The organism is Actinokineospora sp. (assembly GCF_050699995.1).
Classification (GTDB): Bacteria; Actinomycetota; Actinomycetes; order Mycobacteriales; family Pseudonocardiaceae; genus Actinokineospora.
The window spans coordinates 1-13,440 of the sequence record NZ_JBOHGC010000314.1 but is presented as its reverse complement, the minus strand read 5'-3'; the positions used below and the strand labels follow the sequence as shown (position 1 = coordinate 13,440).

Genomic DNA, 13,440 nt, shown 5'->3' with positions numbered 1-13,440 from the left:
CCAACCCACCCCGAAATACACACCGAACACTGGTCACACTGGCGCAGACTCCACCAAACCAGAGCCCGCCGAAGCCACTACCAGCGACAACGCATCAAGCATGACACATTGCGGCTGTAGTACTAGCTAGATGCTGCGCAGTACCGAGACGACGATGCCCAGGATGACCGCGTTGTCCCCGTCGATGACGTCGTACTCCGGGTTGCGCGGCTCAAGATAGACGTGCCCGTTGCGGCGGCGGTAGACCTTGACTGTGGCCTCGTCATCGATCATCGCGGCGACGATCTGCCCGGAGTGGGCCTCGTGTTGCCTGCGCACCACGACGATGTCGCCGTCGCAGATCGCGGCGTCGACCATCGACTCGCCCCGGACGCGCAGACCGAAGACGTCACCGCGCCCGGTGAGTTCCCGCGGCAGGTTCAAGGTGTCGTCGAGGTGTTCGTCGGCCGTGATGGGCGTGCCCGCCGCGATGTGGCCGACGACGGGCACCGACACCGAGTCGTCGGCGGGCTGTCGTGACGGGTTCTCGCGCAGGAAGAGCCGCACGTCCATCGGCCGGGACACGCTCGTGCCGCGGCGCAGGAACCCCCGCTCCTCGAGGCTCGCCAGGTGCTTCGACACCGACGACGACGACCGCAGGCCCACCGCGTCGCCGATCTCCCGGGTGCTCGGCGAATACCCGTGCCGGACCACCCACTCCTGGATGGTGGCGAGGATGCGCTGCTGGCGCGGCGGCAGGGTCGAGGTGTCCAGGTGCTCGAACGCACCGAAGTCGTCGTAGGCGGTCACCCGGGAATCGTAGGGGCTCGATCATGACCGGGTGGATCAACGCGCCGGGCGCTGCTCAAGCCTCGCTTCGAGTCCATTTCGGACCTCGGGCCACTCCGTGGCGGTGACCGAGTAGACGACCGTGTCCCGCACGGTGCCGTCCGGCCGGATCTTGTGCGCGCGCAGCACGCCTTCGCGGGTCGCGCCGAGCCGTTCGATCGCCCGCTGCGACCGCTCGTTGCGGTTGTCCGTGTGCCACCCGACGCGCAGCGCGCCGAGGTGGTCGAACGCCCAGCGCAGCAGCATCAGCTTGGCCTCGGTGTTCAGCGCGGTCCGCTGCCACCGCGCGCCGATCCAGGTGTGGCCGATGTAGAGCCCGCGGTGGCGCTCGTCGATCTCGTAGAGCGATGTGGTGCCCGCGACCTCGCCGGTGACCGCGTCCGACTGGACGAAGGGGAGCCGGGTCGGGTCGGCCAGGGCGGCCTCGATCATCCGCTCGGTGTCGGCGACGGACTGTGGTTGGCGCGTGCTGAGCCAGTTCCAGATGCTCGGTTCCTTGCCCGCCTCGAACAGGCCGGGGGCGTGGTCCTCGGCGAGCGGGGCCAGGGTGACGTAGGTGCCGGACAGGGTCGGTCGGTGCTGCCAATCGTTCACACGACCGACGCTAGGGGCGGAAGGTGGCCTTCCAGTATGGCCACGGCTACGTCATTTCAGGAGGCCACTTTTCTGGTCATCGCCTTCTGTCGCGCCGCCCGGTGAGGTTGGGGCCGCGCAGCGCGTCGTACAGGGCGAGCAGGTTGGTGCTCACCGTGGTCAGGTCCGGCGACTCGGGTGTGGGCGGGTCGCGGGGTTCGCGTTCCTCGCTGATGGCAGTGGCGACCTCGTGGAGGGCGGCCACGATCCGGTCGACCTCCTCCCGCGTGGGCCGCGCGGAGCCGTGCGCGAGATCGACGGCGACCCCGGTGACCGCGTCGGTGATCCGGTCCAGCCCGACGATCGCGGGCCACCACGCCGCGGCGTGCCTGCCCGCTCGCGAGGGTTCGGAGATCAGCCGCTGCGCTTGGACGCGCAAGTCCGACAGCTGGCGGTAGGTCTTGCGGCGCGACGTCGACCAGTCGCCGCGGTCGGCGCCGAGCGCGCGGTCGGCGTAGGCGGCGAGGGTGCGGGTGACGGTGGCGATCTCGGTGCCGAGGCGGGGTGTTCGGCTGCCGGGCCAGAGCAGGTAGCCGAACACCAGGACGATCGCGCAGCCGATCGCGGTGTCGACCAGCCGGGCGGAGACCAGCGCCCAGCTGCCTGCCTGGCCGAGGTCGAGCTGCATGATCACCAGCGGAGTCACGAAGACCGAGAACAGGCCGTAGTTGCGGGCCTGCCCTACCGGCAGCAGACCGGCGAACAGGGCCGCCAAGGCCACCAGCGCCCAGCCGCCCGGGTTCACCGCGAGCACCGCCGCGCCGAGGACGACGCCGAATGCCGTGCCGACCGCGCGTTGGACGGCACGCGCGAACACTGAGCCGAAGTCCGGTTTGAGCACCAGCGCGACGGTCAGGGTGACCCAGTACGACCGGTCGAGCTGCAGCTGGCGCGACGCCACCTCGGCCAGCCCGACGCAGAACGCGAGCCGGGCGGCGAACTGCCACGTGGCCGGACCCGGGCGCAGGGCGTCGAGGTACCCGGCGAGCCGCTCCCGCCGGTCGGGTCGGGATCGGTCAGTGCGCGCGGGCGGTGCCTCGCCCCCGAGTTCGCGCGCCACACCGCTCAGCGCGACGGCCAGGGGGGAGTCGTCGGCCAGGTCGAGCTTCGGCGGGGGAGCGTCCTCCTGGATCGCGGCGCCGATGGCGATCACCGCGTAGACCAGCGCCCCCGGCGGCGGGGTCCGCGCGTTGTGCAGCGCCACGGCGGCCTCGACCACCGGCGTGGTCTCCGAGAGCAAGACGAACAGCCGCCGGTAGTCGGCGTCGCGTCCCTCCAGCCGCGACCGCGCGGTGAGCAGCGCGTCGTAGGCCTCGTTCATGGCGGCGGTGAGGCGCTGCCGGGCGAAGCCGGATTCGCGCGTGCCCACCACGGTCAGCAGGTCGGCCAGCCGCGAGTAGACGAACGCGAGCGCCGCCCGTTCGGGGACGGTCGCCCGCACCGGCCAGGCCGCGATCGCGAGGAACAAAGTCCACCCCGCCCCGACCACGAACCACCCGGTCGCGGCGACGGGATGCCAGGCACCCGCCTGACCGGTGCCGAGCACACCGAACACCAGCAGCATCAGCCCCGCCGCGGACGCGTTCGCCCCGATGGAGGACACCGTGGCCGAGATCCCCGCCAGCGCCACGACGACCGCCGCCGCGACCCACCCATGACCCGCCGCCAGCCCGCCGACAAGGAAGCCCACTGCCCCGGCCAACGCCGAGAAACCGATGCGGCGCAGCCGAAACCGATACGGCCCCGACCGTGCCATGAACGTCGCGCAAAGCGCCCCAAGCGAAGCCTGCACCCCGAGGTCGAGCCGCCCGAACGCCATTCCGACGGCGATCGGCGTCGCCACGGCGAGCGCGGCCCGTGCCGCCAACCGCCAGTCCGCGCGCGCGGGTCGCAGCCGCGCGAGCTGCCTCAGCCAGTGTGGCGCGGCGACGTCCCTGAGTGGACGGGGACCCTGGGGTGATTCCACAACGGACACGCTAGTCCGCCGCCGGAACGCCCAGGGTTTGCTCACCTGCCCCTGTCCTCAGGTAGGTCGTGACTTCCGCTGCGAACCAAAGTATAACTTGTTCTCACTTCGACGAGAGTGGTGAACGTCACATGACGACTGAACCTCTAAGTGGCAACGACTCCAAGCGGGTCTCCCGACGCAGCGTGCTCGCAGGAACAGGTTCCATTCTGGCAGTCGCGGCGCTCGGTGGACGCGCGCACGCGTCCGCCGCGACGCACGTTCCGGCCCTCGTCATCGGCACCGGGTACGGCGGCGCCGTGGCCCCCTGCGCCTGGCCGAGGCGGGCGTCGGCGTGCACCTGGTCGAGATGGGCATGTCCTGCGACACCCCAGGGTCAGACGGGAATATCTTCGCCAACACGACCAAACCGGACTACCGGTCGTTCTGGCTGCGCACCCGCACCATGCAGCCGATCAACAACTTCCTGGGCTTCCCGATCGACAAGGACGTCCCGCTCCACACCGGCATACTCGACGCCGAGGAGTTCAGCGGCATCACGGTCTATCAGGGACGCGGTGTCGGGGGAGGGTCGCTGGTCAACGGCGGCATGGCGGTCACGCCCAGGCGCGAGCGTTTCGGGGCCGTGCTTCCCTCGGTGGACGCCGAGGAGATGTACGCCCGCTACTACCCGCGGGCCAACGCTGGGCTCGGCGTCAACCACGTCGACGTGGCGTGGTGGGAGACCGCCGACTGCTATCAGTTCGCCCGGGTGGGCCGCAAACACGCCCAGCGTTCCGGGTTCGCGTTCGTGTTCGTCCCGAACGTGTACGACTTCGACTATATGAAGCGGGAAGCGGCCGGGACCGTCCCGAAGTCCGCGTTGGCGGGCGAGGTCATCTACGGCAACAACCACGGCAAGAAGACGTTGCAGCACACCTATCTCGCGCGGGCCGTGGCCACCGGCAAGGTCACCATCTCCGCGCTGCACAAGGTCACCTCGGTCGCACCCGCTGCCGGGGGTGGTTACGCCGTGGTCATGGACCGGCTCGACATGAGCGGCCGTGTGGTGGCGTCGGTGACCATGACCGCGGACAAGGTCTTCTTCGCGGCGGGCAGTGTCGGCACCAGCAAGCTGCTGACGGAACTCAAGGCCACCGGCGCGTTACCCGGCTTGAACGACGAGATCGGCGAGGGCTGGGGCGACAACGGCAACGTCATGTGCGGACGCGCCAACCACATGCGGGACCCGACCGGCAAGGTCCAGGCGTCCATGCCCACCGCGGGCATCGACAACTGGGACGCGGGCGGCGCGTTCGCCGAGGTCGCGCCGCTGCCCACCGGGATCGAGACCTACGCCTCGCTCTATCTGTCGATCACGAGGAACCCCAACCGGGCGGCGTTCTCCTGGAACGCCGCGACCGGCAAGGTGGACCTGAACTGGCAGACCGCGTGGAAGCAACCTGCCATCGACGCGGCCAAGACAATCTTCGACAAGATCAACGCAAGGGAGGGGACGATCTACCGCACGGACCTCTTCGGCACCTACAAGATCTGGGGCGACCACCTCACCTACCACCCGCTCGGCGGCGCGGTGCTGAACAAGGCGACCGACAACTACGGGCGGCTGCATGGGCACCCAGGCCTCTATGTCATCGATGGCGCATTGATCCCCGGCAACACCACCGTGAATCCGTTCGTCACCATCACCGCGCTCGCCGAGCGGAACATCGAGAAGATCATCGCCACCGACCTGTGACCCTCAGGCGGGCGGCGAACTCCGTCGCACCAGGACGAACCACACGACTCCGGTGACCACGTGCATGCCCGCCAGGGTGACGGCCGTGCTGGTCGTCGCTCCGACGGTGAACGGCGACACCGTCGTGAGGAGCCCGACCGCGAGTCCCAGCCACCCCACCGTCATCCATCCGCGCCTGCCCCAGCGGGTGGCCACCGCGAGTGCCGCGGTGCCGATCGCGACCGGCAGCGCGGTCATCAGCGCGACGAGCCCGGCGTCGAGCGTCATCGCCTCCGTCGCGCCTGCCTGGACCACGGACATGTCCGCTCCCGCCAGTCGCCCGACGAGCAGAACGAGCAGATTTCCCACAGCCGCACCGATCGCGGCCACGGCGCCGACAGTCAGCGCGCCCCTGACGGTCTGGGTCGGGGGCGCGGCAGCAAGGACGGACATATTGACCTCCTGAAAGATTGACCACCTCAAGTAACTGGGTTCAGTGTGACACAAGTAGTTGAGGTCATCAAATATTGAGGTCGTGGGTAGACTGGGTCGATGAACGCCGCCCGCCTGGCCGAAGCGCGCGACCTCAGCGTCAAGCTCTTCCACGTCGTGCGGCGGATGGAGCAGGACTTCGAGGCCGTCGCCGCGTCGCTGAACCTCACGCCCCTTCAGGCGCGCACCCTGCTCGACCTGGAGCAACCGGTCCCGATGCGTGACCTCGCGTCGACGATGTCCTGCGACGCCTCCAACGTCACCGGCCTGGCCGACCGCCTGGAACGGCTCGGACTCATCGAACGCGTCCCCGGTGCCGACCGTCGCGTCAAACTGCTCAGCCTCACCGACGAGGGAATGGCCTTGCGCGGCGAACTCGCCAACCGGGTGGCCGCTCGTTCCACGCTGTCGGCCCGCCTTGGCAAGGCGGAGCGCGTCCAACTCGAAGCCTTGCTGGACAAACTGCTCGCGACCTAGGCGTCCTATTGTTGCAAGATCATGCATGAAGTCGCCAATTTGCGCGCATGTACGATCATGCACCATGACTTCGTCTGCATCGAAGCCCCTTGTTTCAGCCCTCGTTCTGGTCGCGGCCGTCCTCGGTGTCGCGGGACCGGCTGTCGGTGAACCGACCGCCCGGCGCGTCGCCGTCGTCATGGTCGAGTTCGATGACAGCGCACTCACCGATGTGCCCGGGCTCGAACGCCAAGCCCGCGACCTGTTCTTCGACGCGCCCGGTTCGGCCGCGCGCTACTACGCCGCGCAGAGTCGTGGGCGGCGCACGATGACGCTCGCGGGCGGCGAGGTCCTCGGCCCGGTCCGCCTCGACATCGCGGCTACCTGCGACACCAAGGCGATGGTCGCGAAGGCCGAGAGCGTCCTCGCGGACGTCCCGCACGACGACCTCGCCGTCATCTTCCCCAACGCCAAGGCGGACTGCGGCTGGGGCGGGCTCGGGGAGATGCCCGGCAAGCGAACCTGGTTCCCCGCCGAGCATCTGAACCAGGCGGCCGTGCTGCACGAGTTGGGGCACAACCTCGGCTTCAACCACCAGGTGCGCGACATCTGTCAGCCCGGAAAGGTGGCCGGGTGCAAGCAGGACGGCCACAGCGGCCGCACGCCGATGGGCGGCGGCGGAGCCGAGGTCGGCCTGGGCGCGCCGGAACTGGTCTCGATGAAGTGGCTCGCCGCGGGCCGCCGGGTCAGCCCGACGGCGACCACGTCGGTGCGTCTGGTCGCGCTGCACGCGCCGGAGTCCGCAGGCGGCACGCGCGTGGTCGGCGTGCCACTCGGCGGTGACCGGCTCGTGGTCGAGTACCGTGCCCCCGGCGGCGTCGACCGCTCAGTCCCGCGCGGCGTCAACGTCTACCGTGTCCCGGGCGGCAAGTATCAGGCCGCCCATCTGATCGACGGCGGCGGGGAGAAGTCCGTTCCAGTAGGACAGACGCTCGCCGCCGCCGACATCTCCGTCACCGTCCTCGCCGCCGACGCGGGCGCCGCCGACGTCCGGATCGCGATCGGCCCGGACGCCCTCACCACGACCGCGAAACCGTCGTCCCCGCCCGCGTCACCCACGACCACGACCGCCCCGTCCTCCTCGACCATCAGCGCGACCACCATCAGCGCGGTCTCCAGCACCGGTCCCATTGTTCGGGGCGTGAAAGCGCTCCCACGTTCCACCGAAAGTTCTATTGACGGACTGGGCCGCCGTGGATGAGCATTCGACCGGGCCGCCCGCCGGGCGTGCTGTGGGTGCTGGTCGCCGCCGAGCGTGAGGACTGCAGATGGCACACGGAGATCGGAAGCGTGCGGGTCGAATCGTGCTTGCCGTGGTGCTGGGGGCGACGCTGGTCAGCGGGCCGCGACCGCTGATCCGGCTGAGAGCGCCGGGCAGCCGGTGGTGGGGCACCCCGCGCTCGGGGCGGACGGATGTGCGCGCATCGAGGAGCGGTTGCCCACGCTCTCGGACTGGCCCAAGGTGCGCAGCAGCTTCGTGCGCAACCCGGTGGACGAGTGGCGCGTCGCGCGGATGGTCGCGGACATGACGCTCGCGGAGAAGGTGGGTCAGATGACCCAGCCGGAGATCGCGGCGATCACCCCCGACGAGGTCCGCCAGTACGGCATCGGCTCCGTCCTCAACGGTGGCGGGTCCTGGCCCAACGCGGACAAGCACGCCGCGCCGGGGGAGTGGCTGGCGCTGGCCGACGCCTACTGGTCGGCGTCGAAATCGACCCGGACCAAGATCCCGGTGATCTGAGGCATCGACGCGGTGCACGGCAACAACAACGTCCACGGCGCGACGCTCTTCCCGCACAACATCGGTCTCGGCGCCGCCCACGACCCGTGCCTGGTGCGGGCGGTCAGCGCCGCCACCGCCGAGCAGATCCGGGTCACCGGGCAGGACTGGGCGTTCGCCCCCACCCTGGCCGTCGCCCGCGACGACCGCTGGGGCCGCACGTACGAGGGCTTCTCCGAGGACCCCGCATCACCCGCGCCTACGGCTGGGAGGCCATCCGCGGGCTGCAGGGCCGCCACCCGCTGCGTATCGGTGCGGACCGCGTGATCGGCACGGCCAAGCACTTCATCGGCGACGGGGGCACCGAAGGCGGTCGCGACCAGGGGGTCAACCCGTCCTCGCCCGCCGAGATGATCAACATTCACGGGCAGGGCTACTACGGCGCGCTCGCGGCGGGTGCGCAGACCGTCATGGTGTCGTTCAACAGCTGGACCAACACCGAGCATGGTGTGACCGAGGGCAAGCTGCATGGCAGCGACTTAGCGCTCAACGGGATCCTCAAAGGCAAGATGGGCTTCGACGGCCTGGTCGTGTCCGACTGGAACGGCATCGGCCAGGTGGACGGCTGCACGAACGCGAGTTGCGCCAAGGCGATCAACGCGGGCATCGACGTCGTGATGGTCCCCAACGACTGGGAGGCGTTCATCCAGAACACCGTCGCCCAGGTCGAGCGCGGCGAGATCGCGATGGCCCGCATCGACGACGTCGTCACCCGCATCCTGCGCGTGAAGCTGCGCTCGGGGGTGTTCGACGCGCCCAAGCCGTCGGCGCGCGAACACGCCGGGTCGACCGAGTCCCTGCGGGCCCGGGAGCTGGCCCGCGACGCGGTTCGCAAGTCACAGGTTTTGTTGAAGAACAACGGAAACGTGCTGCCGCTGGCCCGCGACTCGAAGGTGCTCGTGGTCGGCAAGAGCGCCGACAGCATGCAGAACCAGACCGGCGGCTGGACCCTGACCTGGCAGGGAACCGGAAACACCAACGACGACTTCCCAGTCGGCACCACCATCCTCGGCGGTCTGCGCGAGGTCCTGGGCACGGGCAACGTCACATTCAGCGAGACCGGTGACGTCGACCCGGCCGGGTTCGACGCGGTGATCGCCGTCATCGGCGAGACCCCTTACGCCGAGGGCGTCGACGACCTCACCCGCCGCACCCTGGAACTGGCTCGCCTGCAGCCCGCCGACATCGCGGTGCTGGACAAGGTGAGCGGCAAGGGAACGCTCGTCGTGACCGTGCTGGTGTCCGGCCGCCCGCTGCACGTCAACCGCGAGCTGAACCGCTCGGACGCGTTCGTCGCCGCGTGGCTGCCCGGCACCGAGGGCGGCGGCGTCGCCGACCTGCTTGTCCGAGGCCCCAACCGCGGCCGCGGATTCACGGGATCGCTGTCGTACTCGTGGCCCCGCTCGGCGTGCCAGACGCCGCTGAACCCGGGTATGGACGGCTACGACCCGCTGTTCGGCTTGGGCTACGGCCTGCGCGACGGACAGACCGGGTCGGTCCCGACCCTGGATGAGGCCTCACCCGGCTACAGCTGCGGCGGCGGCGGGGGCGGCAACGCCGACGAGGACCTGGAGGTCTTCGTCCGACAGGATGTCGCGCCGTACAAGAGTTTCCTTGGATCGCCGGACAACTGGGGCGGCACCGAGATCGGCCCGGACCTGACCGAGGCGCATAGCTCGATCTCCGTGGTCCCGGCCGACGTCAACGTCCAAGGCGACGCCCTCAAGACGACCTGGACCGGCGCCGGGCCGGGGCAGGTCTACCTCCAGAACCCTGCGGGCGGAACGGATCTGCGGCCCTACCTCAACGCCGACAGTGCCGTGGTGTTCGACGTGGTCATCCATCAGCCTCCGGCCAACCGGACGGTCCTCGGAGTCCACTGTGGATATCCGTGCATGTCGGAAGTCGCGGCCACGACCCTGTTCCAAGGTCTGCCCGTCGGCGTGAAGTCCACCGTCAAGATCCCCGTGGACTGCTTCGCCGCCGTCGGACTCGACCTGGAGAACGTCAACACCCCGTTCCTGGTCTACACCGACGGCCCGTTCCAGGCGTCCTTCGCCAACGTGCGCTGGGTGCCCAAGGCGGCGGCCGACCCCGACGCCACGCCTTGTTCGGAGCTGACCTGACCCTGGGCGCGGCACCGCTTTACCGGAATTCTGTCGGTATGCGAACGCGGATGTCGTCTCGATGGCTGACCACGACCTGACGGGGTTCGAGCGGGGCTCGTTCACCCACGACGGCACGACCCGCGTGGTGTTGCGGCGGGGGAGCGGACCCGCGGTGATCGTGATGGCGGAGATGCCCGGCATCCCGCCCAAGGTGCTGTAGTTCGCCGAACGGGTGGCCGACCTCGGCTGCACGGCGGTGCTGCCGAGCCTGTTCGGCGAACCCGGCCGAGACCCGAACCCCGGCGCCCGCGGCAGGCTCGCGACCGCGGCGTACGGGGCCTCGTCGATCGTGAAGGCCTGCGTGAGCCGGGAGTTCACGGTGCTCGCGACCGGCCGGATGTCGAAGGTGGTCACCTGGCTGCGGGCGCCGGCCGCCGAGGAGCACGGCCGCTGCGGCGGCCCGGGTGTCGGCGCGGTGGCCGCCTTCCTGCCGAGGGTCGGCTGAGTTGCGACGCTAGGCGCGCCGGGCGGACCGGTCGGGACGGGCGTGCGGACGGACCTTCGTCCTGCTCGCGCTGCCCGCACGTGCGTCCGCGGGTGCGAGGGTAAATCTTGATTGATTCCAGAAAATGCGGCAGACTCGGTCCCGTGCCCACTCAATCGGACTTCGAGCGCATGCTCCGCGGGGTTTCGCTGCGCGTGACGCGGCCCCGGGTGGCCGTGCTGTCCGTGGTGCACGACCGTCCGCACGCCGACACGGATTCGATCATCGGCGCTGTCCGCGAAGGTCTCGGCGGGGTCTCCCACCAGGCCGTTTACGACGTGCTGCGCGCGTTGACCACCGCAGGCCTGCTGCGGCGGATCGAACCGCCTGGCTCCGTGGCGCGCTATGAGGCGCGGGTCGGGGACAACCACCACCATGTCGTGTGTCGGTCCTGCGGCGCCATCGCCGATGTCGACTGCGCCGTCGGCGACACGCCGTGTCTCACCGCTTCCGACGACCACGGCTTCGCGATCGACGAGGCCGAGGTCATCTATTGGGGCCTGTGCCCTGGCTGTTCCACCACAACCAGTTCCTGAGCACGCATCTCATCTTGGAAGGATTCCCGTGTCTGACAGTCCTGACGCCGTCGTTGGAGAGATGAACGAGGAGAGGGCGGGCGGCTGCCCGGTCTCGGTAGGCAGGCTCAACCACCCGACCGAGGGTGGCGGAAACCGCGGCTGGTGGCCCAACCAGCTCAACCTGGCGATCCTCCGCAAGCACTCCGCCGCGTCCGACCCCATGGGTGGGGACTTCGACTACGCCGCCGAATTCGCCACGCTCGACCTCGACGCCCTGACCAGGGACGTCGACGAGCTGATGACGTCGTCGCAGGACTGGTGGCCCGCCGACTTCGGCCACTACGGCGCGTTCATGATCCGGATGGCGTGGCACAGCGCGGGCACGTACCGCATCGAGGACGGCCGCGGTGGCGCCGGCGCGGGCATGCAGCGCTTCGCGCCGCTCAACAGCTGGCCCGACAACGGCAACCTCGACAAGGCGCGCAGGCTGCTCTGGCCGATCAAGCAGAAGTACGGCCGCAAGATCTCCTGGGCCGACCTGATGATTTTCGCGGGCAACCGCGCCCTGGAGACGATGGGCTTCAAGACCTTCGGCTTCGCCGGTGGCCGCGCCGACGTGTGGGAGCCGGACGAGGACGTCTACTGGGGCCCGGAGCGCACCTGGCTCGGCGACGAGCGCTACACCGGTGACCGGGAGCTGGAGAGCCCGCTGGCGGCCGTCCAGATGGGTCTGATCTACGTCAACCCCGAGGGCCCCAACGGCAACCCGGACCCGCTGGCCGCGGCCCGCGACATCCGCGAGACGTTCCGCCGCATGGCGATGAACGACGAGGAGACCGTCGCGCTGATCGCAGGCGGGCACACCTTCGGCAAGGCGCACGGCGCGGCCGACCCCGACCAGCACGTCGGACCCGAGCCCGAGGGCGCCACCATCGAGGAGCAGGGCCTCGGCTGGAAGAACACCTTCGGCAGCGGCAAGGGCCGCGACGCGATCACCAGTGGCCTCGAGGTCACCTGGACGCCCACGCCGACCAAGTGGGACAACACGTTCTTCGAGACGCTGTTCGGCTTCGAGTGGGAGCTGACCAAGAGCCCCGCGGGCGCCCACCAGTGGCAGCCGAAGGACGGCGCGGGCGCGAACACCGTGCCCGACCCGGAGGACGGCTCGCTGACCCGGCCCCCGACGATGCTCACCACCGACCTCGCGCTGCGCTTCGACCCGGTGTACCAGCCGATCTCCCGGCGCTTCCTGGAGAACCCGGACGTGTTCGCCGACGCGTTCGCCCGCGCCTGGTTCAAGCTCACCCACCGCGACATGGGCCCGATCCAGCGTTACCTCGGACCGCTGGTCCCGCAGGAGACGCTGATCTGGCAGGACCCGGTGCCCGCCGTCGACCACGAACTCGTGGACGCCGCCGACGTCGCCGCGCTCAAGGGGCAGATCCTCGCCTCCGAGCTGACCGTCGCCGAGCTCGTCTCCGCTGCGTGGGCGTCGGCCTCGACGTTCCGCGCGGGTGACAAGCGCGGCGGCGCGAACGGGGCTCGCCTCCGCCTGGAGCCCCAGCGCGGCTGGGAAGTCAACAACCCGGACACGCTGGCGAAGGTGCTGACCACCCTGGAGGGGATCCAGGCGGGATTCAACACCGCTCAGCCGGTGGGTGGCAAGAAGGTCTCCCTCGCCGACCTGATCGTGCTCGGCGGCTGCGCGGCCGTCGAGAAGGCCGCCAAGGACGCCGGCTTCGACGTCGAGGTCCCGTTCACCCCGGGCCGCACGGACGCCACGCAGGACCAGACCGACGTCGAGTCGTTCGCCCCGCTCGAGCCGACCGTCGACGGATTCCGCAACTACCGCGGGAAGGGCCACCGGCTGCCGTCGGAGTACCTCCTGGTCGACCGCGCGAACCTGCTGACCCTGACCGCGCCCGAGATGACCGTCCTGGTGGGCGGCCTGCGGGTCCTGGGCGCCAACCATCAGCAGTCCCAGCTCGGCGTGTTCACCACGACCCCGGGGTCGCTGACCACCGACTTCTTCGTGAACCTGCTCGACATGGGCACGGAGTGGAAGGCGACGTCGGAGGACGCGGAGACCTTCGAGGGCCGCGACCGCGCCACCGGCACCGTCAAGTGGATCGGCAGCCGCGCCGACCTCGTGTTCGGCTCGAACTCGGAGCTGCGCGCGGTCGCCGAGGTCTACGCCGCTGACGACTCGCGGGAGAAGTTCGTCCGCGACTTCGTGGCCGCGTGGGACAAGGTCATGAACCTGGACCGGTTCGACCTCCTGTGATTCATGGTGTCCAGGTCGGCCGCGCGGCGGCCGACCTGGACATCAGGTCTAGCT

At 69.8% G+C, this 13,440-nt stretch carries 12 protein-coding genes and 2 pseudogenes; 10 read left to right on the top strand and 4 right to left on the bottom strand.

Translation table 11 applies throughout. The features are described 5' to 3' along the window. Window positions 1-126: 126 nt before the first annotated feature. From lexA to ACRDSQ_RS15625, 3 genes are all read right to left on the bottom strand, one after another. Complete coding sequence (lexA, locus tag ACRDSQ_RS15635; protein WP_431421905.1) at window positions 127-789, bottom strand: transcriptional repressor LexA; 663 nt, start codon at window positions 787-789, stop codon at window positions 127-129. Between the two features lie 36 nt (window positions 790-825). Then, complete coding sequence (locus ACRDSQ_RS15630) at window positions 826-1,422, bottom strand: GNAT family N-acetyltransferase (protein ID WP_431421904.1); 597 nt, start codon at window positions 1,420-1,422, stop codon at window positions 826-828. Between the two features lie 76 nt (window positions 1,423-1,498). Continuing rightward, window positions 1,499-3,427 carry an FUSC family protein gene (locus ACRDSQ_RS15625; protein ID WP_431421903.1) on the bottom strand — a complete coding sequence of 643 codons (1,929 nt, stop codon included), beginning with the start codon at window positions 3,425-3,427 and terminating at the stop codon, window positions 1,499-1,501. A 209-nt stretch (window positions 3,428-3,636) separates the two neighbouring features. Between ACRDSQ_RS15625 and ACRDSQ_RS15620 the strand changes: the two are divergent. Beyond that, a pseudogene (locus ACRDSQ_RS15620) lies at window positions 3,637-5,165 on the top strand (GMC oxidoreductase). Window positions 5,166-5,168: 3 nt separating this feature from the next. On the opposite strand, the gene ACRDSQ_RS15615 reads toward ACRDSQ_RS15620, so the two are convergent. After that, on the bottom strand, window positions 5,169-5,597 hold the full coding sequence (locus ACRDSQ_RS15615) for a DUF6069 family protein (protein ID WP_431421902.1): 429 nt from the start codon (window positions 5,595-5,597) through the stop codon (window positions 5,169-5,171). Window positions 5,598-5,696: 99 nt separating this feature from the next. Here ACRDSQ_RS15615 and ACRDSQ_RS15610 point away from each other — a divergent pair, with 99 nt between their 5' ends. The 9 genes and pseudogenes from ACRDSQ_RS15610 (at window position 5,697) to katG (ending at window position 13,386) form a co-directional block, all read left to right on the top strand. Continuing rightward, a complete protein-coding gene (locus ACRDSQ_RS15610; protein ID WP_431421901.1) occupies window positions 5,697-6,113 on the top strand; it encodes a MarR family winged helix-turn-helix transcriptional regulator in 417 nt (138 codons plus the stop codon). A gap of 64 nt (window positions 6,114-6,177) precedes the next feature. Continuing rightward, complete coding sequence (locus ACRDSQ_RS15605) at window positions 6,178-7,353, top strand: hypothetical protein (RefSeq protein WP_431421900.1); 1,176 nt, start codon at window positions 6,178-6,180, stop codon at window positions 7,351-7,353. Window positions 7,354-7,587: 234 nt separating this feature from the next. Beyond that, window positions 7,588-7,893, top strand: coding sequence for a hypothetical protein (locus ACRDSQ_RS15600; protein ID WP_431421899.1), 306 nt, complete (start codon window positions 7,588-7,590; stop codon window positions 7,891-7,893). Window positions 7,894-7,905: 12 nt separating this feature from the next. Beyond that, a pseudogene (locus ACRDSQ_RS15595) lies at window positions 7,906-8,600 on the top strand (glycoside hydrolase family 3 protein); the annotation flags it as partial. 18 nt (window positions 8,601-8,618) lie between these two features. Then, the gene (locus ACRDSQ_RS15590) at window positions 8,619-10,058 is read left to right on the top strand and encodes a putative glycoside hydrolase (protein ID WP_431421906.1); all 1,440 of its coding nucleotides are present in this window, start codon (window positions 8,619-8,621) and stop codon (window positions 10,056-10,058) included. A 61-nt stretch (window positions 10,059-10,119) separates the two neighbouring features. Then, a complete protein-coding gene (locus tag ACRDSQ_RS15585) occupies window positions 10,120-10,260 on the top strand; it encodes a hypothetical protein (protein WP_431421898.1) in 141 nt (46 codons plus the stop codon). A gap of 12 nt (window positions 10,261-10,272) precedes the next feature. Next, window positions 10,273-10,545, top strand: coding sequence for a hypothetical protein (locus ACRDSQ_RS15580; protein ID WP_431421897.1), 273 nt, complete (start codon window positions 10,273-10,275; stop codon window positions 10,543-10,545). A gap of 143 nt (window positions 10,546-10,688) precedes the next feature. After that, on the top strand, window positions 10,689-11,120 hold the full coding sequence (locus tag ACRDSQ_RS15575) for a Fur family transcriptional regulator (RefSeq protein WP_431421896.1): 432 nt from the start codon (window positions 10,689-10,691) through the stop codon (window positions 11,118-11,120). Between the two features lie 61 nt (window positions 11,121-11,181). Further along, window positions 11,182-13,386: a catalase/peroxidase HPI gene (katG, locus tag ACRDSQ_RS15570; protein ID WP_431421894.1), complete on the top strand. Its 2,205-nt coding sequence runs from the start codon at window positions 11,182-11,184 to the stop codon at window positions 13,384-13,386. The last annotated feature ends 54 nt before the right edge of the window (window positions 13,387-13,440 follow it).

Bases quoted from the DNA above. Each gene is read 5' to 3' on its own strand.
- ACRDSQ_RS15590 (WP_431421906.1), top strand. From the start codon at position 8,619: ATGGCCCGCATCGACGACGTCGTCACCCGCATCCTGCGCGTGAAGCTG.
- ACRDSQ_RS15605 (WP_431421900.1), top strand. From the start codon at position 6,178: ATGACTTCGTCTGCATCGAAGCCCCTTGTTTCAGCCCTCGTTCTGGTC.
- katG (WP_431421894.1), top strand. From the start codon at position 11,182: ATGAACGAGGAGAGGGCGGGCGGCTGCCCGGTCTCGGTAGGCAGGCTC.
- ACRDSQ_RS15610 (WP_431421901.1), top strand. From the start codon at position 5,697: ATGAACGCCGCCCGCCTGGCCGAAGCGCGCGACCTCAGCGTCAAGCTC.
- ACRDSQ_RS15615 (WP_431421902.1), bottom strand. From the start codon at position 5,597: ATGTCCGTCCTTGCTGCCGCGCCCCCGACCCAGACCGTCAGGGGCGCG.
- ACRDSQ_RS15585 (WP_431421898.1), top strand. From the start codon at position 10,120: ATGGCTGACCACGACCTGACGGGGTTCGAGCGGGGCTCGTTCACCCAC.